Genomic DNA, 22,639 nt, shown 5'->3' on the forward strand with positions numbered 1-22,639 from the left:
TTCGAGAGCCCGGATCATCTGAACGCCACCTTCATACCCGCAACGAACGTGCGCGGCGAGCCCGCATAGATCGATCCCATCGTGTTTGCGAGCACGCTCGCAGGATTTTGAAGGCCGGCCCCGGTCACCGTATTGGCGATGTTGTTGGCGGACGCGACGTAGGTGCGGTCGAACACGTTTCTGACTTCGAGAAACAGATTCAGGGATCGGAAGGTGTCGGACACGAGATCGGTCTTGTAGTGAACATTCACATTGACCAGCTCATAGCCGGGGGCCTTCAGCAAATTCGCATTGTCCATGTAGAAGGAATCCTTCCACTGCACCTCGACGAAGCCGCCGAGACCCGCCAGCGGTCCGGCAAACTCGTCGTAGCCGATCCTTGCCGTCAACTCGTTGGGCGAGATGCCCGGGATCTTGTTGCCTGCCCGGTTGAAGCTGAACACCGCGCCATTGGTGATGTTCTCGACATATTCGGTGTAGACCTCGTCGAGATAGGTATACGCCGCCATGAACCGCCAGCCCGGATAGAACTTCCAGTCGGCCGCAAGCTCGATGCCGCGATGCTCCGATCGCGGAGCGTTGAACGAGTAGGATGTGCCGGCAACCGGGGTAGCCTGACTGACGATCTCGTTGCGAAAGAACTCGTAGAAGCCGGTCGCGCTAAGCCTGAGTGTGTTGTTCGGCGTCCAGTCAAAACCGAGATCGTAGCCCAGATTTTTCTGCGTCTGGAGCTGAGTGTTGTTGCCCGACAAGCCGGTTGGGAGAACAAAGAGATTAGAAACCTGCGGAGTGCCGTATCCCGTAGCAACCCGCCCCCGGAACAGCCATTCGTTGTTGAGATTGTAGAGGAGCGCCAGCTCCGGCGCGGCATTTTGAAACTGCCGGTCTGCCGTCGTGAAGGTTGTCGTGGTAATTCCGGTGGGACCTGCGTACGCGTATGCCGTATTGATCCCCTTCAAGACGGTGGTCTCCCAGCCAACCCCGGCGACCGCCGTCAGCGAGGTCGTCAGCCTCAGCTCCTCCCGCGCGCGGACGCCGTAATTGGTCGTTTCGCTGAAGAGATTGCTCGAGAGCCTGCCGAGCGTGGCATTGCCCCCCGGCATCACGTTTCGCGTGTCGCTCGACGCCGTCAGGGTGTTGTAGAACGCGCCGAAGAAGGTGGTCGATTCCAGGCCGAGAATCTCACCGCGCTTGGTCAGGTCGCTCATGTAGTTGTACGACGGAAAATCTCCGATCGCGCTGGTCGTGCCGGTCGGCTGGCTGATGTTCCGGTCGTCGAAGACGAACTGGTTGCGCCAGGTCATGGTGTTGTCGAAATCGTGCTCCCAGCGGCCGCCGACGATGGTTCGACGATCGTTGCGGCCGAGCCCGGCCTGCACCGCCGTCTCAACATCAGTTCCGGCGGTGGCGTTGAAGCCGTTGTTGAACAGCCTGACCGTGCCGCATCCGGGCGCGGCCGTGGCGCCGGTCGCGCATCCCTGCTGGAACGGGTTGAGATAGTACTGGTTCAGCGACTGCCGGATCGGCAACCGCGTGCTGAGGTCATTGTTGATGACCTTGACCGTGAAGCGATCGTCCGGCGTCGCCTGGAGCGTTCCGAGGAAGTTGACCGTCTGCGTGTTGAACCAACTGTTGCCGATATAGCCGTCTCCCCGCACGTCGCTTGCGAACAGCGAGCCCTCGAAATTCCCGACCTTCTTGCCGGCCGCCAGGTAATTATTGAGATAGCCGTAGCTGCCGCCGTCGACGCCATATTCGACGCCGTCGATCGTGCCACCCGGCCGTGTCCGGAAATTGAGCGCGCCGCCGGTCGCATAATTGCCGTAGAGCGCCGACGAGGGGCCACGGATCACGTCGATCGCGCCATAGGCGTGGGGATCGATCAGGTCGCTCCGCGACAGGCCGTCCGGCTGCGTCACTGGAAAGCCGTCGTCGAAGATCACAAGATTGCGGATGCCGAAGCCGTTCCGGGCGTTGGAGCCGCGAATCGAGATGCCGAAATCGCGCGGACCATTCCCCTGCTTGACCGAAATGCCCGGACTGTCGCGCAGGACGTCGCCGACCGAAAACGCCGGGCGATTGTCGAACTGGCTGCGATTGATGGTCGTCGCGGTCTGGCCGGTCGGCGCCTGATTGAGGCCATCGCGCGCCGCGGCGACGGTCAACGTCCGGTTTTGGGCCGGGGCGCTCTCGGTCGCGTTCGGCGCAACAGGCCGTGCAGCGCGGCCAGCCGAAGCAGAGCGCGGCCGCGATGGCCGATTTGTCGCCCTGGGACGGGCCGTCTGCGGCGCCTCGACGGTGACAGGGGGAAGCGCCTCCTGGGCCGACTGGGCAAGTGCATCTGAGCCGACCGCGGACAGCAGCCCACAAAGCACGGGCAAGCTTGCGCTGCCGATCGCACATATGCGTGACATCTCTAGAAATTCCTGACATCCGGCGCGTCGGCCGGTCCATTGAGCTCGCCACCGGCGCAGCCAAGTCGCGCGCCAATGGTTCGGTTGGTCGCTAGGTCAGGAAAAGTGTGGAGGTGCGCGCGCCTGGGCGCCTGAGCCTCGATGGGCAGAAACGGTGGACGCATCCGCATCGCGCCACACCACGCGCTCGGCGAGGCGGACGGGAATTGCGAGCGCGACGCGCGGCGGCGAATCGAGCGATGCGTTCGCCTGCGCGAGGCAACACAGCGCGCAGGCACCGGCATGCGCGGTCGGGCTGCCGGTCCGATCGTTCGGGCCCCCCTGCTCCGACCCGCTGTGGCAGATGATGGCGGCGGACAACGGATCGGCAACGGCCTGGCCGGCCGCCAAGCACGCGGCAATCGGCGCCAGCACCTGCATCACCAAAGCGAGCAGGACGATGGGTAGGAATTTTTGCAGCCGCGCGCGCATTCGCCGAACCATTCGTTCGCCTGCTAACTAAACACCCGGCCCGCCCTAAGTCGAGGTCAGTTCCGCGGTCTTCTTGCCCCGGCGCAAATTTCTCGAAAACTGTGCTCCGAAAAACCCTGGTGCGGCCGGAGGGCCGGCATTTCAGACAGGCCAACGGCCACGCCCTTCCAAAGATTTCTTATATCTGTCATACACTTACAAGATCAAAAGCCCGAACATTTCGCCAACTGCTCGAATTTTGAACAATCGTTGCCGAAAATGATGACAAGTGAGAAAAGTTGATCTAGCATCCCTCTCGCTCAGGCTGGCCGTGAGGTCGAAGTCTGGTGGTCCAAGTCTCGGGAGGAGCCCCTGGCGCGCAAAACGCAGCGTCGCCCCGTCAATCAAGAGCAAATCTTAGAATCGGGGATAATAGGGTCGACACAATTTTTGAGCGGGGCCAGGGCCCCGCTCTTTTTTTGTCTGGATGGCTGAAGCGCCGATGACGGCTTCTCCCAATCCGATCGAGCAGAGCTTCGAGCTGGCGGCCGCGCGCTGCGCCGATCTGACACCGCAGGTCTATCAACGCCTGTTCGAAGCGCATCCGGAAGCGCGGACGATGTTCCGCTCGCAAGGCAGCGAGCTCGTGATGGGATCGATGCTCGCGCTCGCCATTGAGGCGATTCTCGACTTCGCGGCCGAGCGCCGTGGGCATTTCCGGCTGATCGCCTGCGAGGCGGCCTCGCACGAGGCTTACGGCACGTCTCGCGAACTCTTCATCGCGTTCTTCGCGATCATCAGGGATACGCTCCGTGATCTGCTCGGCAATGAATGGTCGGGCGACATTGCGCGGGCCTGGGATGCATTGCTCGTCGAGATCGACGCCTTCGCCGTGCCGACGTGACGCTTTGCGCTGCACCAACGGCGGCTCGCTGCGGCGATCGTGCGATTGATTGCAGATTGAGTGCAAACACCTCTTGTGAGAGACTTTCGGACATCGGTCGCGCAATCAATGACGCGCCGACGATAAAACTTTACGGGAGCGAGCGATGTCCGGGACGAAAGATTTCTCGACGACGAGGCGCGATCTTCTTCAGGCGGCAGCGGCCGCCGGCGCCGGAGCTGCCCTCTTCGGCAGCATGGGCATAAACCCAGCACTTGCAGCCGAAGTCGGACGATCCGAGAAGCCGCTGAAAGCGGCCTTCTCCAACGCAGGCCTGCAGGCGACGTGGTGCGCACAGGGCAAGAAAGCCGCAGAGTTCTGGGGCAAGCTGTTCAACGTCGAGGTGACCTGGTTCGACGGTCAGCTCGATGCGGTGAAGCAACGCGCGGCGGTCGACAACATGGCGTCGCAGAAATGGGACTTCGTCGCGATCCAGGCCTTCGGCATCGGCACCCTCACCCAGCCCGTGCAGAAGATGATCGACGCCGGCACGCCCGTGATCGACATGGACACGCTGATTGCTCCGCTCGATCAAATCAACGTCCACTCCTTCCTCGCGCCCGACAACGAGTTCATGGGCGCCTCGGTGACCCAGGCGCTGTGCAACGCGATGGGCGGCAAGGGCAAGATCATCATGACCCAGGGCGCGCTCGGCCACTCCGGGGCACAGGGCCGCGCCAAGGGCTTCAACTCGGTCGTCAAGCAGTTCCCGAACATCGAGGTGCTCGACACCCAGCCGGCCGACTGGGACGTGTCGAAGACCGCTCGCCTCTGGGAAACCTATCTGACCAAATATCCGCAGATCGACGCGGCGTTCTTCCACAATGACGACATGGCACTCGCCGCCTACAACATCATGAAGGCCCGCAACCGCACCAACATCCTGATCGGCGGCGTCGATGCCATGCCGCCGGCGATCCAGGCGGTGAGCGAAGGCCGCATGTTCGCGACCGTGCGCAATCCGTCCTGCCGTATCCATGGCGGCGCGATCATTGCGGGCGTCTCGGCCGTGGTCGGCGGCGAGAAGAGCGGACAGGGCATCCCCAAGAACGTGGTCACCGACGGCCCCGTCGTCACCAAGGCCAACGCGCCCGGCATGCAATGGATGCAGGACCATTTCCTGATCTAGTCCTCCATGCCTGAGGTTCGTTTGCCCATCCTGGAGCTCCAGGGCATCACGAAGAGCTTTGGCGGTGTCGAAGCGCTTCGTGGTGTCGACTTCGCGCTTCTTCCCGGCGAGATCCACGGTCTCGTCGGCGAGAACGGCGCTGGAAAAAGCACGCTGATGAAGATCATCGCCGGCGTGCACACCGAGTTCTCCGGCCGCTTCCTGATCGACGGGGCGGAGACGCATTTCCGCTCGGCGCGCGATGCGCACGCGGCGGGCATCGCCATGGTGCATCAGGAGCTCTCGGTCGCCCCCGACCTCACGGTCGCCGAGAACGTCTTTCTGGGCAACCAGCCGACCAACGCCCTTGGCCTCGTCCAGTGGCGGCGGATGGCGCGCGAGGCCGGCGAGCAACTCGCCCGCTTCGGCATCGACGTCGATCCGATGAGCAGGCTCGGCGACCTCCCGATCGGGCTGCAGCAGCTGATCGAGCTCGCGCGCGTGCTGTTCTCGGGCGCGCGCATCGTCATCCTGGACGAGCCGACATCCGCCCTCTCCCCGCCCGAGGTCGAGCGGCTGTTTGCGACGCTCAGGCGGCTGCGCGAGCAAGGCACGGCCATCGTCTTCATCTCGCATTTCATCGAGGACATCCTGCGCGTCTCCGACACCGTGACCGTGTTCCGCAACGGACGGAAGGTTGCGGAAACGGCGAGCGCCGCAACCACCAAGGGCGCGCTGATCGAAGCGATGATCGGCCGCGGCGGCGAGGCGCTCGAGCATAGCTACACCGACGATCTGATGCTGCCGCAGCCGAGCGACCGCCCGGTGATCCTGAAGGTCGATCAGCTCTCCTTCGCCCGCAGCCTTCAGGACGTTTCGTTCGAGGCCCGCGCCGGCGAGGTGCTCGGCATCTACGGCTTCATGGGCTGCGGCCAGCAGGAGCTGTCGCGCATCCTGTTCGGCAAGTTGAAGCCGGACGGCGGCACGCTCGCCGTCGACGGCACGCCGAAGACCTTCGCCAGCACGGCGGCTGCCCGGCGTGCGGGCGTGGCGCTGGTGCCGGAGAGCCGGCGCGACATGCTGTTTCACCAGGAGCCGGTCTACAAGAACATCTCGATCAGCATCCTCGACCGCATCTCGGCGCTGCTGCTCAGGCCGGCCCGGGAGCGCGATATCGCCAAGCGGCAGGTCGAGCAGCTGCAGATCAGGCCGCCGGTGGTGGGCCTCGACCTCGGCATGCTCTCCGGGGGCAACCAGCAGAAGGTCGCGCTGGCAAAATGGCTGACCTACCCGCCCAAGCTTCTGGTGCTGTGCGAGCCGACCCGCGGCATGGACGTCGGGGCCAAGAACGACGTCATCAACATCGTCCGCGACCTCCGCGCCAAGGGCCTGGCCATCATCGTGCTGTCGACCGAGCCGGAAACGGTGCTGTCGCTGGCCGACCGCATCCTCGTGCTCAAGCGCGGCGCGTTGGTGCGGGAATTCAGGAACGAGCCGGTCAGCAAGGACCGCCTGCTGGAAGCGGCGTGACGGAGAAGCACCATGGCGAGCAGTGACACGGTTTCAGCGGCGGATGCGCGGGCGCGCGGCCTCGCGCCCTTCCTGCGCTCGCAGATGCGCAACATCGCGCCGTTCCTGACGCTGATCTTCCTGTCGGGCTTCTTCGCCTTCGCCAGCCCCTCCTTCGCGACGCTCGACAATCTCGGCAACATCCTCACGCAAGTGTCGATCACCGGCATCATCGCGGTCGGCCTCACCTTCGTGATCCTCTGCGCCGAGATCGACCTCTCGATCGCCGCCATCGCGAACGTCACCGGCATCGCGGTCGCCTATTTCACGCTGCAGGAATCCTACGTCAACATCGCCAACGTGCCGCTGCCCGGCGCGGTCGCGATCATCCTGTCGATCCTGCTCTGCGCGCTGCTCGGCCTCGTCAATGCGCTGGGGCTGACCGTGATCGGAATCCCCTCCTTCATCATGACACTGGCGATGATGCAGATCGCCGCCGGCATCTCCGCGCTGCTGGTGCGCGGCCAGATCGCCTACAAGGTGCCGAGCCTGGTCACGACGCTCGGCTCGGGCTCGATCGGCGGCATCCCCTGGCTCGTGATCATCGCCGCGCTGATGCTGCTCGGCGGCCATCTGGTGCTGACCTACACGCGCTTCGGCCGCTACGTCTACATGGTCGGGGGCAATCGCGAGGCGGCCGAATATGCCGGCCTCAACGTCAAGCTCATCCTCGGCGCGGTGATGGTGATCTCCGCGGTGTGCGCCGGCATCGGCGGCATGCTGGGTGTCGCCCATTTTGGCAGCGCACAGCAGAACGAGTTCGACACGTACCTGCTCGACTCCATCGCTGCCGTCGTGGTCGGCGGCACCAGCCTGTTCGGCGGCCGCGGCGGCATCGGCAACACCATCGTCGGCCTGTTCGTGCTCGGTGTGCTCAACAACGGGCTCGACCACGTCAACATCGACAGTTTCCTGAAGATCCTGATCCGCGGACTGATCCTGCTGGCGGCGCTGGTCATCAACGTCTATGCGCAGCGCTTGAGGGAAAAAGCGGCGGACTAAGACCACGCGCATCAATAAAGTGCGAAAACAACCCCATGCACAGTAGCCGGGGCCAGTGGAATCAATGACTTGCCAGTGGCGCCGTGCAGCTACGGATTTAACGAAATCCGTTTGACGCGTCGGGCAAAACAGGCGCATGATGTCACCATGGCGACTGCTTCGAAAGGCGGTGCCTACCCCGTCATTGCTGTCGATGTTCACTAATTCGCTGATTGGATCGCGGTGGTCTTGGTTGCGGCAAAGGCCTTGGGAGTTTGTCCCGCCAAGGCCTGATGGGGTCTGTGGTTGTTGTAGTAGAGGAGGTACTCGAACAGTTCGTTGGCGAAGTGGTCGAGGTTGTCGAAGGTCGCGCCTTCGATGACGTCGTCATCGAGGGTACGCCAGAAGCGTTCGACTTTGCCGTTGGTTTGTGGCCGATAGGGCCTGGTGTAGCGGTGTTTGATGCCAAGCTCGAGCAGCATGGCCTCGAACGGGTGTTCGTCCGGCTTGGTGCGGGCAGCGAATTCGGCGCCGTTGTCGGACAGGATTTCCTGGAAGATGAGCCCGTAGGTGACGTTGAGGGTGTTGATCATCTTCAGGGTCTTGAACATGACCGGCAGCGCCTTCTTGGAGATCAGCACTTCAGCCCAGGCCAGCCGCGAGCAGCTGTCAATCAGGCTGATGATGTAGGCCGTGACCGGGGGTGGCGCGAGGAACATATCGCGCGGCAATTGATGCAGATCGACGTGGCCCAGTTCCCCGAGCTTGTCCTTGATAATGCGGCGTTTCTCCTCGCGCATCGCCAGGGTGCGGCGGTTCAAGCGATAGCGTCGCAGCACCCGGTAGATCGTGATCGGCGAAGGTACCGTCTGGCGCGTCTCACGCAAGACGGCATGAATCTCGTAGCGGTTCATCCCTCGCTTGCGATGGGCGACGATCTCCGCCTCGATCCCTTCCGGCTCGCGCCGTTCCCGCCATTTGGGGCCGCGCCGTCGCGGCAGCAGGTCCGCTTCCTCGCCGCTCTGCAGATAGCGATTGTAATACTTGCGGAACGTCTGCGAGCAGGTCCCGTGATGTCGGTAAAAGTCGCCGACCCGCTTGAACAGCGCCGACCGACCAGCCTTCACCGCTTCATACTCCGGGATCAGAAAACGCCACTTCTGCAGATAGTTGCGCTCAATCGTTCGGTCGTAGCTGTTGTCCCGCATCGGATCGTCCTCCGCTGGAGCGATCCAATCAGCGAATTAGTGAACATGCACAATTGCGAGCGCAGCGAAGCAATCCAGAGTCTTTCCACGGAGGGATTCTGGATTGCTTCGCTGCGCTCGCAATGACGATGGGGCGGCAGGAGAGCAATCCCGGGCCGCGCGTATCGCAGCGTATGGGAACGAGCCTAACTCTCCACCTTTACATCCGGCGCCAACCGCGAGAATCGGAAATCGCAATGGCTGGCGCCGCCGGCCAACGTTTGCGTCCGCTCCAGGCGGATGCCGCGCGTCGCATAGGCATCGAAATCGAGCCCGCAGATGTTCGGCAGGATGTCCTTGTCGCCGTGGCGCGCGGCAAATGTGCAGAAGCCGCAGGCCCTGTAGTTGATGCCGAACTCGAAGTGGTCGTTTGGCCCCGGTTCGACGAAGTCGTAGACGAAATCTCCCGGAAACGCGTCCCTATGGCTTTTCGTTGTGCTTTCTGCAGCCTGCTCGCGCAGCAAATGCCGGTTCTCCGGCGACATGAACTGGCGTCCCGCGGCGAGGCGTTCCGCCTCGGGCACCGTGAGCAATTGCGCCTTGTACGTTTCCCGCTCGATGTCGCCGATCACGGGCAGCGGCACGCCGTGTCGCAGCAGCACGCGGCTGATGGCCATGAACCCCATCAGACGCATGAAGAAATCGCTCATGCGGCTTGCCGCCCCTCCGACATAGGGCATCTGCGCGAGCACGACTGCGAACTCGTCCATCACCTCCTGCCGGACCGCGTCGATCTCGGGCAGGTCCGCGCGCTCGCGCAACATCGCTTCGGCAAGGTCGAGCCGATGGCGCATCGCCGATTCCATCGCGCCGCGATGCGCCTCGTAGAAGGGATGGACGATTTCGGCCATCGGATGCCTCTCAATCAAATTGGCCTGCCCGCCTCATTCCGCAGCGATTGCCTCGATCTCCAGCAGCCATTTGCTGTCGACGGTTTGCGCGATCATGACCGTCAGCGCGGGCTCGTGTCCCGCCAGCATCTTGCGGCGCACGCCGCGATTGGGCACGACCTGACTGAGATCGGTCAGGAAGGTCGTGACCTTGACCAGATTCCCGACGCCGAGGCCGGCAGCGGCGAGCACCTCGATGACATTGCGCCAGGACTGCTCGCATTGGGCTTCGAAACCTTCGGGCACGCTGCCGTCGAACCTCTCAGGCACCTGGCCGCTGATGAACAGCAGGCGGCGGTGCTGGCTGAATTCAAGCCCCATGCTGTACCCACTGGCGGGAGCATGAACCGACGGCGGATTATGGGTGACGATTTGAGCCATGTCAGATTGTCTCCTGTTGGACGAATTCCAGCGCCAGCCCATGCGACGCCGTGGGCGGCACCAGCAGCACGGCGCCGAACATCTCGAAATCGACGCCGTTGGACCTCAATGTCCGCCGTGTCGCATCGAGATCGCCGACCGCAACACGCGCAGCGCAGAAGCGCGGCGTGGCTTCGCCGGCGAGGCCCGGCAATCGCCGCGACAATTCCGCAGGGCCCAGCACCGTGATCCGATTGCCGGTCTCGCCGATGGTCAGCCGCCCGGGCGCAAGCTCGGCCCGGCCTTCCATGAGATGCTCGAGAAATTCGCGATGCCTTGCCGGCTCCGGTGCCGACATCACGACCTCGACCACGCGCGCAGCCCCGTTGGGGTGGCGCTGATAGTCGGGCTTCCAGAACAATTCGGGCGCATGCCGCTGCTGGCACGTGAAGAACGCGATCCCGGGCATCGCCGGATCGGTGGCGAAGGCGAGCGAAAACTCGACGCGCGCCTTGCCACCGCCCGGCAGCACCGCGTCGCGGCCAAAATCGAACGGCGCGTAGGCGCCGATGCGCTTCGCTGCGAAATGGGCCGCATCGGCGTGAGCGTCGGTACTGTGCAAGACCAGCATCGACATTCCTTCGCCGCGCTCCAGAAATTCCCGGTTGTGGGCCGCGAAGCTGAAACGGCCGGGCGCGGCCGCGGGCACCAATGCATCGTCGGTGACGGCCAGCAGCTCCAGAAAATTATCGGCGAACTGGGCGAGGCGATTGCTGGTTCCGAACGGGTGCACGCCGGTCGGCGTGAGATTGAAGCCGAGCTTTTGCCAATCCAGCGCAGCTTGTTGCAGATCACGGACGCAGATGACGAGATGATCGAGACGACGAGGCATGGGGTTCTCCGGATTGCGCCTGACCGTATCCGGGGACAGCATTGCCGCGCAAACCATCATTCCTGCGGCTCAGCGCAAGAAAATCTATTGCAAGCGCACAGCCATTGCATGACAAACTGCGCGGCGATGACCTATGCCCTTCCCCCGCTCAACGCGCTCCGCGCCTTCGAAGCCGCCGCACGGCATCTCAGCTTCAAACTGGCGGCGCACGAGCTGCATGTGACGCCCGCTGCCGTAGGGCAGCAGGTGAAGGCGCTGGAGACGCGCCTCGGCGTCCGCCTGTTCGATCGGCTGCACAAGCAGCTCATCCTCACCCCGGCAGGTCAGGCCTATCTGCCCGGGATCTCCGAAGGCTTTCGTCACATTGCAGAGGCGACCTCGCGGTTGAAACCGGCAGGCGCAGTGCTGCTGCAATTGGGGGTCCATGGCAGCTTCGACCTGCGCCGCCTCGATTTGGCGGAGTTTCGCAGCGCGCATCCGGACATCGGCCTGCGGGTGCTGCAGCCCGCCGGCCTGCACGAGCTGGTCGAAGGCAAGGCCGACCTGCTGATTGCCCGCGGTCTCGGCCACCATCCCGGCTATCGCTGCGACCGGATCGATGACGGTCCGGGTCTGGGCGACTGGCTGGTTGCGCCCGAAGGCACCGCGGATTGTCCCGAGATCGTCAGCTTCCGCGAATGGCTGCGCGCCCTGTCCGCCGAGCACTCCCTCGCAAACCACCGCCGCCCTCGTCTGGTCGGCATCAAACGTTAGGCTGGACCGGCAATCCATAGCCTCACTACGACGAGCGGATTGGCGGCAATTTGACCGAGAGCAGACCTATTGTACTCAGTTCGAGTTTTGTCGTTCATGACCCACAGCAGACGTCACTAGCCCGGCGCTGCGCTCAGGTGAAATGTTGAGACCAGTATTCGCCAGCCGTCGGCAAGGCGGACTAGGTTGTACGATTGCCGCCACTCCCTGATTGGCCTTCCATCAGCATCAACCGCATTCCATGTCATGCTCACCAAAGCGCTGCGGTCGCCGATCGGAACGACCCTAAGGTCGTGCAGGGTCGTACTGGCCAAGCCTTGGCCTTTGTAGGTGTCGAGCACTCCCTGGAAGAATCGCGCAAGCTCTTCTCGGGATTGAAGACAATGGATGGACCCGTCTCCCCGCACAGTGACCGTGGGGACGCAGTAAAACCTGGCGATTTCGTCGCCATCGAACTGCCAGGCTTCGTTGTATTGGCGACCAAAGAAATCCGACATCTCGACCTCAAGTGCTTTCGCCATGACAGTCCTCCTAGGGCGCGGGCGAACACATTGTGGGAAGCTGCACGATCAAAAAGGCCACCGCCGCCGAACCGAACAGAATTCATGCAGTCCGTGGATCGATTGAGCGGTTGGAGGCGATGAACTCGATTCCGCTGCGCGAGGTCCCGATGTCCTTCAGGTCCTTATCACTGAGGTCGTACAAGGCCGCGCGCAGCCTCTGGCGTTTATACCGTTCCTGAAGCGCGGTGCAGCATTTCCTAAAGAGCCTTGATAGACGCCCGGTCGGTGCGGCGGTCTGTCGCAGTAATGTTGCATCAGAGGCTGTGCTCATCGCGGCATCTCCCTGAATGTCTTCAGGCGAGGTTGCCAGCGCGTGAAAGCGGGCGCTTAACGCCCAGCTTACTTTTTCCTCGTCGGAGCCTTATTCTTTGCGCTCAACGGCAGCCCAATCATCAGGGGCGCCTGGGGGAATCGGCAGCTTGCGCTATCTCTTCGAGGACTACGCATTCGATCCCGATAGGCGGGAGCTGCGGCGCGGGGCGGACGTGGTCCCTGTCCCACCACAGGTGTTCGACCTCCTCGACTACTTGATACGCCACAGGGAGCGCGTCGTCAGCAAAGACGAACTCATCAACGCCATTTGGGATGGACGTAGCGTATCTGACGCCGCAGTGACTACGCGCCTGAACGTTGCCCGGACCGTGATCGGCGATACCGGTGAAGAGCAGCGCCTTATCAAGACACTACCGCGCAAAGGCTTCCGTTTTGTTGGATCGGTTTCGGAAGTACAGGGGCTCACAAATGCGACAGCGGACGAGCCAGAGAATCAGCCGAAGCTGGCCCTCACGCACCCCGACAGACCCTCGGTTGCCGTACTTCCTTTCGATAACCTCAGCTCCGATCCGGAGCAGGAATTCTTCGCCGCCGGCATCGCAGAGGACGTGCTGACCACTTTATCAAAGATCCAGGCTCTCAATGTCATCGCGCGCACCTCGAGCTTCGCATTCAAGGAACAGTCCAGAGACGTGCGCGAGGTCGGGCGGCTCTTGGGTGTGCGCTATGTTTTGGAAGGGAGCGTGCGCAAGGCGGGAGATCGAGTGCGTCTGACAGCACAATTGATTGACACTCGGGATGGCCACCATTTGTGGGCTGACCATTTTGACGGGAGTCTGGATGACGTATTCGATCTGCAGGATCGCATTACACAGGAAATCGTCGCAGCGCTGGAGGTACGGCTGACACTTGGCGAGCAGGCGCGCGTCTGGCGAAAGCGCTCCTGCAGTCCCTTGGCATATGAGCACTTCTTGAAAGGACGCAACTTCTATCTGAATTTTGATAAGCGTACTCATGTTCAAGCCAGAGACTGTTTGGAACGGGCATTGCAGATCAACCCAGCGTTCACGCCAGCACTCTACCAATTGGGACTCACCCTGACTGATCAGGCTCGCTTCGGTTGGGTAAAGGAAGCAGCCGCGACTTATCAGTCTGCATTGGACTGCGCGTCGAAGGCCCTGGAAGTAGATCCTGGGTGCGGCGAGGCATACCTTGTCATAGGCTACGTCAGGACCTTTCAACACCGCCATGACGAAGCCGTGGAGGCCGGGGAGAAGGCGATCACCCTCAGCCCTGGTGGCACGGACGCCTATCATATGGCGGGCATGTATCACGGCTATGCCGGCAATTTCCGCGAAGCAATCCGATACATCGAGCACGCGCAGCGGATGAGCCCGCTGTCGCTCACGGAATCGATGGTCGATGAAGCACTGGCCAGATTTCATCTCGGCGATTTCGCCGCGGCGTCCGATACTGCCTCGCAGGTCCTAAAGGAGAGGCCAGGCTGGCTGACAGCGCAGACAACTTTGATCGCGGCCCAATGGATGCTGGGACAGGAAACGGAAGCAAGGATCATCGCGAAGGATTTGCTGGACCGTCATCCGCGCTTTTCGGTGGCGCGCTGGGCAGTTAGGCTGCCTTATCGCCGCCAGGAGCACATCGATGCGTTGATCAAGCCGCTAAAACTGCTCGGACTACCTGAGTGAAAGACTTTCGCCTTCCTAACTTATAGGAGGGTGACTTCCGTTTCTGGCCCGTAGCCGAACAAGGCCAAAGCCATTGTGATGTCGGCTATCGACGGTGGACCGGACGTAGAGCCGCCGCTTGTGACCCAAGTGCGACATCAACCCGCCGCCTGGTGGGAGGGCCGCTATAGTCACCTCCCCGGCCGAACTCTCTCCGCGAGATCATCTAAAAAAGGTAGCACGGTGCGCGACTGACCACTGGTAAGTCGCGCGACATGCGTGTCTTTCTTTACAGGCGTCTCTGGTTGCTCAAATATCCTGTGCGGTGGGTCAGGATATCCACCCTGCAGCTCCTTCCACATCCGTCATAGATAGGGAGGCTTCTATGATCCTGTTCAGGATAGTCGTCGCAGTAATCGCTGTCTTGCTAAGCAGGGATGCAATTGCGGAGCCGGGGATATGGATCGGGACAGCGCCCTTTTGTTTTGGGTCGCCAGCAGACTGCACTGATCTGGGAATGAAATACGTGAAGAGTGATCCAAAAGGGGATAACGGCGGCAAATGCTGGACTGGAGTGAAGGTGTATTGTTCAGGGTATCCCCCTCCTGAAATTGCATTCATGGGTTATGATGAATGTGACGGCTTTCAATGTCATCGAACGATGTGCGGTTACAATCCCAGTCCAGGTCCGAAGGTAATCGCAAGTGAGTATTGGTACTTCTGTCCAGTCTGCGGCAGTGCAAATTTTAGAGGGATCATGAGATTGAACAAAGTTCCCAACGCACAGATTGCACGTGCTTGTCCTTGGCGATATTTCTAGCCGGCAGTGCGTCGGTGCAATCAGCGCACATGATCGCTCGCCTGTCGTCTATGCAGGTCCGCCCCCCTGCCGCCGTTGCGCTTGCAATCGCGGCATTTGCTTAGGCAGTCATATTTGCTTCGGTAGCCATCTGGCGTGCGGAAGAATGAGCAGCATCGCCCGAATTTCCGCCGACCTTCAGCCGCCGCACCGACCGGATGAGCGAATAGGCTGGCTACTCCGGTATTGGCCCTAGGCGGATATTTGGGCGCAGTAGTGAATTGTTGGCTGCTGACCCAACCGAGTCATTGGCGCGAGGCTTCCGCCCCGCGCTTTACGTTTACGCCCACGGCGGCTCTTCGCTCTTCCCGGCTGCCTCGTGGTGGGTCGTGACACCCGCCGAACGCAAGCCGGTCAGCAGTACGGTTCTCACAGAGACCGGATCGAATCCAATATCCTTGGCGTTTGGTGGATGTGCTTCGCTGCCCTTCAACCGGAGCGCCAAGTGCAGTTGCTCGCAAAGGTGCCGAACGACGAGATTGACCTGATCGTCAGTCATGATCTGCCTTTCCTGCTACATTTTGCTATCCAATCTGGTAGCACACATGAAGACAGGGCGATACGCGCCTTCCATCCCTAGGGGTGCCCACCTTCGGTCGAAGCCAACTGCGTCTGACCGGCAATCTCGTCAGCCCGCCAGCATCGCACCGCGTGCCCATCGGGACGCGTTTCAAGCAACGGCCCCGGTTCACGGCGGCACACCGCCTCGGCATAGCGGCAGCGCGGGCTGAAGGCACATCCGTTCGGCGGATTGAGCGGGTTGGGCAGATCGCCGCCAGTCGTCGCCAAGGGTGTGTGGCGCAGCGGATCGGGGATCGCGGCGATCAGGGCCTGCGTATAGGGGTGCGCGGGACGTTCGAAGATCTCGCGCCAGTTGCCGTTCTCGACGATGCGGCCGAGATACATCACGGCCACCCTGTCGCTCATATGCTCGACGACGCCGAGGTCGTGGCTGATCATGATGAAGGAAAGGCCGAGCGTGTCCTTCAGTTCCAGCAGCAGGTTGATGATCTGGGCGCGGATCGAGACGTCGAGCGCAGAGACCGGTTCGTCGCAGATGACGATCCTGGGATTGAGGATCAGGGCGCGGGCAATGCCGATGCGCTGGCGCTGGCCGCCCGAGAATTCGTGCGGGTAGCGGTCGGCCTGTTCGGGCCGCAGGCCGACATGCCGCAGCATCGTCGCGACGCGGTCCTCGATCTCGCTTTTCGCGGTCACGCCGTGCACACGCAAGGGATCTTGAAGGGTGCGGCGCACGGTCTGGCGCGGGTTGAGCGAGGCGTAGGGATCCTGAAACACCATTTGGACGGTACGGGCCAATGCCTTGCGATCGCCGGAGGGCCGGTCCGTCACGACCTGCCCGTCCACCACGATACGCCCGCGCGTCGGCCTCAGGAGGCCGAGGATCGACAGCGCGACGGTCGACTTGCCCGAGCCGGACTCGCCGACGAGGCCGAGGCATTCGCCGCGCTTCAGCGTGAGGTCGACACCGTCCACGGCACGGAGCAGCCGCCTCTCGCGAGCCAGCAAGCCGCCCCCGAGCGGAAAATGAACCGCGAGATCCCTCACGCTGAGGATGACGTCGTCGTCCGCTCTCCCCTGGGGCTCAAGCATGGTGGTGACACCTGACGAGGCCGCCCGCCTCCAGCTGATCCGTCGCCGGCGCGACGGTCCGGCAGATCTCGGTCGCCTGCGTACAACGCGGGTTGAACCGGCAGCCCTCCGGAAAGCTCGTGATGGCCGGGACAACGCCCGCGATCTCCTTCAGCCTGCTGCGCCCCATCGCGGCGCGGCTGCCCAGCCGCGGCAGCGAGGCGACCAGGCCCTGCGTATAGGGATGCGAGGGCGCGCGGAAGACATCGGCCGAACCGCGCTCCTCGACGATGCGGCCGGCATACATGACGGCGACGCGGCGGCAGACATTGGCGACAAGGCCGAGATCGTGGCTGATCATCAGGATCGCCGTTCCCCTCTCGGCGCACAGGTTCCGCATCAGCTCGATGATTTCCGCCTGCACGGTGACGTCGAGCGCGGTGGTCGGCTCGTCCGCGATCAGGAGATCCGGACCGCAGGCCAGCGCGATGGCGATCATCACGCGCTGACGCATGCCGCCCGACAGCTGGTGCGGGTAATCCCTCACGCGGCGCTCGGGCGCGGGAACGCGCACGCTTGCCAGCGCCTCCACCGCCAGCCGGTTGGCCTCCCGCCAGCTCTTGCCCTTGTGCAGCACGAACATCTCGGCGATCTGCCGGCCGACCGGCGAGACCGGGTTCAGCGCCGTCATCGGCTCCTGGAAGATCATGGCGATGCGATTGCCGCGCAGCTGCCGCTGTCCGGCGGCGGAAAGGTGCTGGATCTCCTGCCCCATGAACCGGATGACGCCGCCGCCGATCGCGAGCGGCGGCCGCAACAGGCCGATCAAGGCGAGCGCCGTGATGCTCTTGCCGCATCCGGATTCGCCGACGAGGCCGAACGTCTCGCCGCGATCGATGCGGAATGAAATGCCTTCGGCTGCCGCCACGCGCCTGGACCCGTCATCGAGATCGATGCGCAGATCCTTCACCTCGATCAGCGGTGCGTCCGTCATGTGCGCCGGCTCCGCGATTGCGGGTCGAGGATGTCGCGCAAGCCATCGCCGAGCAGATTGAGTCCGAGCACCGTCAGGAAGATGGCAAGGCCGGGAAACACCGAGAGCCAGGGCGCCGTCGTGATCTGGTCGCGGGCCTCCGACAGCATGCTGCCCCAGCTTGGAAAGGGCGGGCGGACGCCGAGGCCGAGGAACGACAATGCGGCTTCGGACAGGACCGCACTGCCCATCCCCAGCGTGCCGATGACGACGATCGGTCCCAGCATGTTCGGCAGCAGCTGTGTGATCATGATGCGCAGATCGCCATAGCCGAGCACGGTCGCCGCCTGCACATAGCCCTGGCTCCTCAGCGACAGCGCCGAGGCCCGTGCGATCCGGCAGGTGAAGGACCAGTTGGTCAGCCCGAGGGCGATCAGCAGGCTGGTCAGGCCGGGTCCCAGCACCGCCATGATGGCCAGCGCGAAGATCAGCGAAGGGATCGCGAGCATGAGATTGGTCAGGGCGTTGACGACATCGTCCCACCAGCCGCCGAAATAGCCGGCGCTCAGGCCCAGGGCCACGCCGATGATGCTGTTGATCAGCTGCGAGACGATGCCGACCGTCAGCGAGACGCGCGCGCCATACACGACGCGGGAATAGATGTCGCGGCCCTGGTCGTCGGTGCCGAACCACCAGGTCCAGCTCGGGGGCTCCTCCGCGTTCATCAAATTGGCGTCCATGACGGGATCGGTGTGCGCCAGCCAGGGCGCGAGCAGGCCGACCAGGATCGCCAGCGCGAACAAGACCCCACCGATGACGAGATTGGCGCGGAGCTTCATGCGTATCTGATCCTGGGATCGATCACGCCATAGAGCACGTCGATCAGCAGATTGATCGCGAGGAAGGCCAGCACAACCACGAGAATGGAGCCCTGGACGGCCGGAATGTCGCGCTGCAAGACGCTGTCGACCAGCAGCGAGCCGATGCCCGGCCAGGAGAACAGTTTCTCGACCACGACCGCCTGCCCCATCAGCCCGCCGAACTGCAGGCCGACGGTGGTGAGAATGATGACGAGCGCGTTGCGCATCACATGCCACTTCACGACCCTGGTCTCGCTCATGCCCTTCGAGCGCGCGGTGCGGACGAAATCAGCCGTCATGATCTCCAGGACCGCGGCGCGCGTGGTGCGGGCAAACAGCGCCATCGGCGAGACGCCGAGCGTCACCGCCGGCAGGACCAGATATTTCAGGCCCCCATCGCCATAGCCGAAGCTCGGCAGCCAGCCCAGTTTCAGCGCGAACAGATACATCAGCACCAGTCCGAGCCAGAATTTGGCGATGGAAAGGCCCGACACCGCGACGACCATGGCGATCGTATCGACGAGACCGCCGGGCCGCAGCGCCGCGATGAAGCCAAGCGGCACCCCGATCACGATGGCGAACGCCATGGCGGCGAATATCAGTTGCAGCGTCGGCCAGGCCCGCTTGGCGATCATGGCCGTAACGGGCTCGCGGGTGCGGAAGGAGGTGCCGAAATCACCGGTGGCGAGCTTGGCAATGTAGGACCCGAAACGCACGTAGACGGGGTCGTCTAGGCCGAGCTGCTTCTTCATGCGCAGCTCGACCTGGGGATCGGCGTCGTCGCTCATTCCCGTGACGATACTGCCGGGAACGACGCTGAACAGCACGAACACCAGCAGAACGACGGCGAGGACGGTCGGAATGGTCTGCAGGAGACGGCGGGTCAGGAAGGCGAGCATCGGCACTTTTCCTCTCTCCCTCCGGCGCGCGACGCGATGCAGGGAGCGCGCGAGCGCGTATCACTTCGCGGGTGAGGTCTCGTCGACCCAGAGGTCCTCGACGTTCTGATGGGTCAGCTCCGTCGCATTGAGCTGAATCCCCTTGAGCCAGGGCTGCACCGCCATGACCGCCTTGTTGTAGTTGAAGAACCAGACCGGCGCTTCTTCGTAGAGCAGCGCATTGGCCTTTTGCAGCAGCTGGATGCGCTTTGCGGGATCGTCGGCCTGCCCGGCCTCATCGATGATCTTGTCGAAGTCGGCATTCTTGAAGGTCATGTAGTTGCAGGCCGGCTGCGGCGTCGACGAATGGAAGCATTTGAGTGCGGCCTGGGGATCCGGGCCACTCGCCTGGGAATAGATGAAGGCCTGATAGTCGCCGCTGCGAATGACCTCGGCCAGCACCGCGGTCTCGACCTGCTTGACCTTGGCCTTGATGCCGACCTTGTCGAGCATCGGGATGACGGCAGAGACGATCGGCAGGCCCCAGCTTTCATTCTGGCTGGTGGTCCATTCGAATTCGAAGCCGTTGGGATAGCCGGCCTCGGCGAGCAGCTGCTTGGCCTTGGCGGGATCATAGGGATAAGGCTTCATCGCCTTGTCGTAGGCCGGCGCGGTCAGCGGCAGCCAGCTGGTGGCACGATAGGCCTTGCCCTTCACCAGCTTGTTGATGATCAGGTCGGTATCGATCGCATAATTGATCGCCTGCCGGACGCGCTTGTCGGCGAACGGCTTGAAGGTGGGGTTCATCCCCATGTACCGCGTGAAGACCTCGGCGACCTCGACGATGGTGCCCTTGAGGGCGGCGTCGGACTGATAGGCGACGTATTGCGCAGGTCCCAGCACGGAGGTGTCGATCTCCTTGTTGCGGAAGGCGACATCGCGGGCCGCGGCTTCGGCCATGATCGACACGACGAGCTTGTCGGCATAGGGCTTGCCAGGTTTGTAGAAGCGGTCCCACCGCTCCAGGACGATGCGCGATCCCGGAACGTGCTCGACGAACCTGAACGGCCCGAGGCCGATCGGCTTCTGGATGAAGCTCTCCTTGGCGCCTTCGTCTGCAGGATAGATCGAGGTCAGCGCAGTGAAGAAGTAGAAGCCCGGATCGACCTTCTCGGTCAGCTTCATCTCGATCGTGAAGTCGTCGATCTTCTTCAGGCCGGAGATCTCCTTGGCCTGGCCCTTCTCGACCGCCGCCGCGCCCTCGATCAAGCGAACGAAACGCGCGCCGGGATAGGCCTTGGTTCCGTCCATGATGCGGGTGTAGGACCAGATGACGTCGTCGGCCGTCATCTTGCGGCCGTTGTGGAAATAGGCGTCGTCGCGCAGCTTGAAAGTGTGAACGAGGCCGCCGCCCGAGACGACATCTTCCTTGGCGAGCTCCAGAACCGGTTTGCCTTCCGCGGAATTCCAGATGTAGAGCGACCGGTGCAGCGCCTTGGCGTAGATCTCGTCCTGGGCCCGCTGCGTGGTGTGGATGTCCAGGCTGGTGAAGCTCGAGCCATAGGGCGCGGTCATACGGATGGTTCCGCCCTTGCGCGGTGTCTGGGCCTGCGCCGTGGCGGCGAGCGCCAGCCCCAGGCCGGCAACGAACGCAATCATCCTGAACATCATGAGTCCCCCCAACAACGCAGGTATTCCGCTCCGAGAGTTGATCATTCGCAACCCGTCGAGCGCAAGCTTCGTTTTCGATGAAGACCAATCTCGTTCCGGAAGACGGCCCCTCGACGGGGACTACGGGTCAGGTTGCAACGCGGTGCAAATCCGGCAGTTCGAGATCGCGGCCAATGAGACCTGCCAATGAGACCTGCCAATGAGACCTGGGGTCTTCTGGTCGGCCCGGACGGCGCCTCGCTGCCGATGCGGCTTTATTGACGCCGCACTGTCAACCGGACAGTTCCGGCATCCAGTCTCTCAGCTTTCGCGCGGCGCCGGCGACGTCGGCGATGGACCGAAATGCCGCCGCCTCCACCATCATTGCGCGCGCAAGCCGCACGGCGCGGGCTTCGCTGATGGCGCGCTTCTTCGGATCCTCGATCAGCTCGAAGTCGATATTGTGCGCGAGGCCGAAGATGCGGCGAATGGTTTTTGCGGCTGCGAAGCCGACCGTATCCGTGAACAGGCGATGCATGTAGGCCTGCCGCTCGGCTTCCAGTCGTGCGGCGCCCTTCTCGCCGGCAAAGAGCGAGACGGGATAAGCATCGCCCGCAGCGCCCGCGCGCCAGAGGCTCAGGAACTTGCCGGCGAACTCGCTCCAGACCCGCTCGACGGTCCCCAGCACCCAGGCCTCGAATGCGGCCCGCTCGCCCGGCGCGCGCTCGTGGCCGGCGGAGGCGAAATAGGCCATCAGGAGATTGGCCAGCACAGCGCCGATGTCGAACCCCATCGGGCCATAGAACGCGAATTCGGGGTCGATCACCCGGGTCTGGCTCTGCGTCACCATGATCGACCCGGTATGGAGATCGCCATGGAGCAGCGCCTCCGGGCTCGCCATGAACTTCAGCTTCAAGCGGGAGATCGCGACATGCAGCTCCATGTCGTCGCGCAAGGCCGCCGCCAGGCCGTCGAGATAGGGCGCGGTCCAGCGATTCTGCTCGGCGATGCGGTAGGGATCGGTGAAGATCAGATCCTCGGTAATCTTGCAGAGCGCATGGTTGCCGGCAAACGCGGCGATCCCCTCCTTCTTCTCGGCCGCAGACAGCGCGAGGTCGGAGGTGAAGAACAGCGTCCGCGCCATGAAGGTGGTGATGTCGTCGACGAAGCCAGGATATTGCGTTGCCGCAACCAGCCCCTTGCGCATGATGATGTGGGGCTCGAGCAGCTCCATCACCGTCAGCGCCAGCGGCTCGTTGTGATGCAGCAGCGCCGGCACGAGGCCCGGCGCGAGCCGGGCCTGCTTCGACAGCGCCAAATATTCGTAATGGGCCCGTGACAGCGGCAGCGGCCAGCTCTCGCCGACGAGGCGGACGTAGGGCAGCGCCTGCTTCACGGCGATGCCGCCGCGCCCACCCTTGACGATGAAGACGAGGTTGAGATTGCCGTCGCCGACCTCGGTGATCGCCCAGGACGCTGGCTCGCCGCCCAGGAGCGCGGCGATATCGGACAGGCTTGCGAGATAATCCCGCAAGGCCGCCTCATGCAAAATCCGGTAGTCCCCTGCCCGATCCCCGGTCATGATGATCCCATCCCTGTCTGCGCCGGATCGTTACTCCCGATGCTGGCAAGCTCGAGCCGATCCCGGCCATTCTTTTGATCGGATCGTAATCGCAATCAACGCGGTCCGCTACCTGG

Annotated in this window: 21 protein-coding genes; 6 read left to right on the top strand and 15 right to left on the bottom strand. The window is 62.9% G+C overall.

Annotated elements, in window-relative coordinates; translation table 11 throughout:
• Positions 1–14: 14 nt before the first annotated feature.
• Together HAP40_RS21595 and HAP40_RS21600 are read right to left on the bottom strand one after the other, a co-directional pair.
• Positions 15–2,414 (bottom strand): TonB-dependent receptor family protein, encoded by a 2,400-nt coding sequence (locus HAP40_RS21595; protein WP_166815816.1) that lies wholly within the window; start codon positions 2,412–2,414, stop codon positions 15–17.
• 96 nt (positions 2,415–2,510) lie between these two features.
• Positions 2,511–2,885 (bottom strand): DUF2946 domain-containing protein, encoded by a 375-nt coding sequence (locus HAP40_RS21600; RefSeq protein ID WP_208024748.1) that lies wholly within the window; start codon positions 2,883–2,885, stop codon positions 2,511–2,513.
• Between the two features lie 481 nt (positions 2,886–3,366).
• Between HAP40_RS21600 and HAP40_RS21605 the strand changes: the two genes are divergently transcribed.
• The 4 genes from HAP40_RS21605 to HAP40_RS21620 all read left to right on the top strand — a co-directional run bounded on the left by HAP40_RS21605 (position 3,367) and on the right by HAP40_RS21620 (position 7,486).
• Positions 3,367–3,768 carry a globin gene (locus HAP40_RS21605; protein ID WP_166815812.1) on the top strand — a complete coding sequence of 134 codons (402 nt, stop codon included), beginning with the start codon at positions 3,367–3,369 and terminating at the stop codon, positions 3,766–3,768.
• A 145-nt stretch (positions 3,769–3,913) separates the two neighbouring features.
• A complete protein-coding gene (locus HAP40_RS21610; RefSeq protein WP_166815810.1) occupies positions 3,914–4,936 on the top strand; it encodes a sugar ABC transporter substrate-binding protein in 1,023 nt (340 codons plus the stop codon).
• Between the two features lie 6 nt (positions 4,937–4,942).
• Positions 4,943–6,445 (top strand): sugar ABC transporter ATP-binding protein, encoded by a 1,503-nt coding sequence (locus HAP40_RS21615; protein ID WP_166815808.1) that lies wholly within the window; start codon positions 4,943–4,945, stop codon positions 6,443–6,445.
• A gap of 12 nt (positions 6,446–6,457) precedes the next feature.
• Positions 6,458–7,486 (top strand): ABC transporter permease, encoded by a 1,029-nt coding sequence (locus HAP40_RS21620; protein ID WP_166815806.1) that lies wholly within the window; start codon positions 6,458–6,460, stop codon positions 7,484–7,486.
• A 200-nt stretch (positions 7,487–7,686) separates the two neighbouring features.
• Here HAP40_RS21620 and HAP40_RS21625 read toward each other — a convergent pair whose 3' ends face one another.
• The 4 genes from HAP40_RS21625 to HAP40_RS21640 form a co-directional block, all read right to left on the bottom strand.
• Positions 7,687–8,673 carry an integrase core domain-containing protein gene (locus HAP40_RS21625; protein ID WP_166815804.1) on the bottom strand — a complete coding sequence of 329 codons (987 nt, stop codon included), beginning with the start codon at positions 8,671–8,673 and terminating at the stop codon, positions 7,687–7,689.
• Positions 8,674–8,858: 185 nt separating this feature from the next.
• Positions 8,859–9,563, bottom strand: a complete 705-nt coding sequence (locus HAP40_RS21630) for an L-2-amino-thiazoline-4-carboxylic acid hydrolase (RefSeq protein WP_166815802.1) — start codon at positions 9,561–9,563, stop codon at positions 8,859–8,861.
• A gap of 33 nt (positions 9,564–9,596) precedes the next feature.
• Complete coding sequence (locus HAP40_RS21635; RefSeq protein WP_166815801.1) at positions 9,597–9,983, bottom strand: RidA family protein; 387 nt, start codon at positions 9,981–9,983, stop codon at positions 9,597–9,599.
• Position 9,984: 1 nt separating this feature from the next.
• Entirely contained in the window at positions 9,985–10,854 is an 870-nt protein-coding gene (locus tag HAP40_RS21640) for a VOC family protein (RefSeq protein WP_166815799.1), read from the bottom strand.
• Between the two features lie 126 nt (positions 10,855–10,980).
• On the opposite strand from HAP40_RS21640, the gene HAP40_RS21645 reads away from it, so the two are divergent.
• Positions 10,981–11,607, top strand: a complete 627-nt coding sequence (locus HAP40_RS21645) for a LysR family transcriptional regulator (protein WP_166819415.1) — start codon at positions 10,981–10,983, stop codon at positions 11,605–11,607.
• Between the two features lie 116 nt (positions 11,608–11,723).
• On the opposite strand, the gene HAP40_RS21650 is transcribed toward HAP40_RS21645, so the two are convergent.
• Entirely contained in the window at positions 11,724–12,128 is a 405-nt protein-coding gene (locus HAP40_RS21650) for a DUF4440 domain-containing protein (protein WP_166815798.1), read from the bottom strand.
• 82 nt (positions 12,129–12,210) lie between these two features.
• Complete coding sequence (locus HAP40_RS21655; protein ID WP_166815797.1) at positions 12,211–12,441, bottom strand: DUF1127 domain-containing protein; 231 nt, start codon at positions 12,439–12,441, stop codon at positions 12,211–12,213.
• A 148-nt stretch (positions 12,442–12,589) separates the two neighbouring features.
• Here HAP40_RS21655 and HAP40_RS21660 point away from each other — a divergent pair, with 148 nt between their 5' ends.
• Positions 12,590–14,149: a winged helix-turn-helix domain-containing tetratricopeptide repeat protein gene (locus tag HAP40_RS21660; protein WP_246741061.1), complete on the top strand. Its 1,560-nt coding sequence runs from the start codon at positions 12,590–12,592 to the stop codon at positions 14,147–14,149.
• Between the two features lie 1,118 nt (positions 14,150–15,267).
• On the opposite strand, the gene HAP40_RS21665 is transcribed toward HAP40_RS21660, so the two are convergent.
• The 7 genes from HAP40_RS21665 to mtnK all read right to left on the bottom strand — a co-directional run bounded on the left by HAP40_RS21665 (position 15,268) and on the right by mtnK (position 22,523).
• Positions 15,268–15,486 carry a hypothetical protein gene (locus tag HAP40_RS21665; RefSeq protein WP_166815796.1) on the bottom strand — a complete coding sequence of 73 codons (219 nt, stop codon included), beginning with the start codon at positions 15,484–15,486 and terminating at the stop codon, positions 15,268–15,270.
• Positions 15,487–15,563: 77 nt separating this feature from the next.
• Positions 15,564–16,601 (bottom strand): ABC transporter ATP-binding protein, encoded by a 1,038-nt coding sequence (locus tag HAP40_RS21670; RefSeq protein ID WP_166815795.1) that lies wholly within the window; start codon positions 16,599–16,601, stop codon positions 15,564–15,566.
• Positions 16,594–17,574, bottom strand: a complete 981-nt coding sequence (locus HAP40_RS21675; RefSeq protein WP_166815794.1) for an ABC transporter ATP-binding protein — start codon at positions 17,572–17,574, stop codon at positions 16,594–16,596. The genes HAP40_RS21670 and HAP40_RS21675 overlap by 8 nt, the downstream gene beginning before the upstream one ends.
• A complete protein-coding gene (locus HAP40_RS21680; protein ID WP_166815793.1) occupies positions 17,571–18,392 on the bottom strand; it encodes an ABC transporter permease in 822 nt (273 codons plus the stop codon). The genes HAP40_RS21675 and HAP40_RS21680 overlap by 4 nt, the downstream gene beginning before the upstream one ends.
• Positions 18,389–19,312 (bottom strand): ABC transporter permease, encoded by a 924-nt coding sequence (locus tag HAP40_RS21685; RefSeq protein WP_166819413.1) that lies wholly within the window; start codon positions 19,310–19,312, stop codon positions 18,389–18,391. Before HAP40_RS21685 ends, HAP40_RS21680 begins: the two co-directional genes overlap by 4 nt.
• 60 nt (positions 19,313–19,372) lie before the next feature.
• Positions 19,373–20,962 (bottom strand): ABC transporter substrate-binding protein, encoded by a 1,590-nt coding sequence (locus HAP40_RS21690; RefSeq protein WP_208024747.1) that lies wholly within the window; start codon positions 20,960–20,962, stop codon positions 19,373–19,375.
• 271 nt (positions 20,963–21,233) lie between these two features.
• Complete coding sequence (mtnK, locus tag HAP40_RS21695; RefSeq protein ID WP_166815792.1) at positions 21,234–22,523, bottom strand: S-methyl-5-thioribose kinase; 1,290 nt, start codon at positions 22,521–22,523, stop codon at positions 21,234–21,236.
• Between the last annotated feature and the right edge of the window lie 116 nt (positions 22,524–22,639).

Source organism: Bradyrhizobium sp. 1(2017), from assembly GCF_011602485.2.
Taxonomy (GTDB): Bacteria; Pseudomonadota; Alphaproteobacteria; order Rhizobiales; family Xanthobacteraceae; genus Bradyrhizobium.

What these genes read in the sequence shown, in the direction of transcription:
- HAP40_RS21595 (WP_166815816.1), bottom strand. Translation starts at nt 2,414, where the DNA reads ATGTCACGCATATGTGCGATCGGCAGCGCAAGCTTGCCCGTGCTTTGT.
- HAP40_RS21600 (WP_208024748.1), bottom strand. Translation starts at nt 2,885, where the DNA reads ATGCGCGCGCGGCTGCAAAAATTCCTACCCATCGTCCTGCTCGCTTTG.
- HAP40_RS21605 (WP_166815812.1), top strand. Translation starts at nt 3,367, where the DNA reads ATGACGGCTTCTCCCAATCCGATCGAGCAGAGCTTCGAGCTGGCGGCC.
- HAP40_RS21610 (WP_166815810.1), top strand. Translation starts at nt 3,914, where the DNA reads ATGTCCGGGACGAAAGATTTCTCGACGACGAGGCGCGATCTTCTTCAG.
- HAP40_RS21615 (WP_166815808.1), top strand. Translation starts at nt 4,943, where the DNA reads ATGCCTGAGGTTCGTTTGCCCATCCTGGAGCTCCAGGGCATCACGAAG.
- HAP40_RS21620 (WP_166815806.1), top strand. Translation starts at nt 6,458, where the DNA reads ATGGCGAGCAGTGACACGGTTTCAGCGGCGGATGCGCGGGCGCGCGGC.
- HAP40_RS21625 (WP_166815804.1), bottom strand. Translation starts at nt 8,673, where the DNA reads ATGCGGGACAACAGCTACGACCGAACGATTGAGCGCAACTATCTGCAG.
- HAP40_RS21630 (WP_166815802.1), bottom strand. Translation starts at nt 9,563, where the DNA reads ATGGCCGAAATCGTCCATCCCTTCTACGAGGCGCATCGCGGCGCGATG.
- HAP40_RS21635 (WP_166815801.1), bottom strand. Translation starts at nt 9,983, where the DNA reads ATGGCTCAAATCGTCACCCATAATCCGCCGTCGGTTCATGCTCCCGCC.
- HAP40_RS21640 (WP_166815799.1), bottom strand. Translation starts at nt 10,854, where the DNA reads ATGCCTCGTCGTCTCGATCATCTCGTCATCTGCGTCCGTGATCTGCAA.
- HAP40_RS21645 (WP_166819415.1), top strand. Translation starts at nt 10,981, where the DNA reads ATGACCTATGCCCTTCCCCCGCTCAACGCGCTCCGCGCCTTCGAAGCC.
- HAP40_RS21650 (WP_166815798.1), bottom strand. Translation starts at nt 12,128, where the DNA reads ATGGCGAAAGCACTTGAGGTCGAGATGTCGGATTTCTTTGGTCGCCAA.
- HAP40_RS21655 (WP_166815797.1), bottom strand. Translation starts at nt 12,441, where the DNA reads ATGAGCACAGCCTCTGATGCAACATTACTGCGACAGACCGCCGCACCG.
- HAP40_RS21665 (WP_166815796.1), bottom strand. Translation starts at nt 15,486, where the DNA reads ATGACTGACGATCAGGTCAATCTCGTCGTTCGGCACCTTTGCGAGCAA.
- HAP40_RS21670 (WP_166815795.1), bottom strand. Translation starts at nt 16,601, where the DNA reads ATGCTTGAGCCCCAGGGGAGAGCGGACGACGACGTCATCCTCAGCGTG.
- HAP40_RS21675 (WP_166815794.1), bottom strand. Translation starts at nt 17,574, where the DNA reads ATGACGGACGCACCGCTGATCGAGGTGAAGGATCTGCGCATCGATCTC.
- HAP40_RS21680 (WP_166815793.1), bottom strand. Translation starts at nt 18,392, where the DNA reads ATGAAGCTCCGCGCCAATCTCGTCATCGGTGGGGTCTTGTTCGCGCTG.
- HAP40_RS21685 (WP_166819413.1), bottom strand. Translation starts at nt 19,312, where the DNA reads ATGCTCGCCTTCCTGACCCGCCGTCTCCTGCAGACCATTCCGACCGTC.
- HAP40_RS21690 (WP_208024747.1), bottom strand. Translation starts at nt 20,962, where the DNA reads ATGATGTTCAGGATGATTGCGTTCGTTGCCGGCCTGGGGCTGGCGCTC.
- mtnK (WP_166815792.1), bottom strand. Translation starts at nt 22,523, where the DNA reads ATGACCGGGGATCGGGCAGGGGACTACCGGATTTTGCATGAGGCGGCC.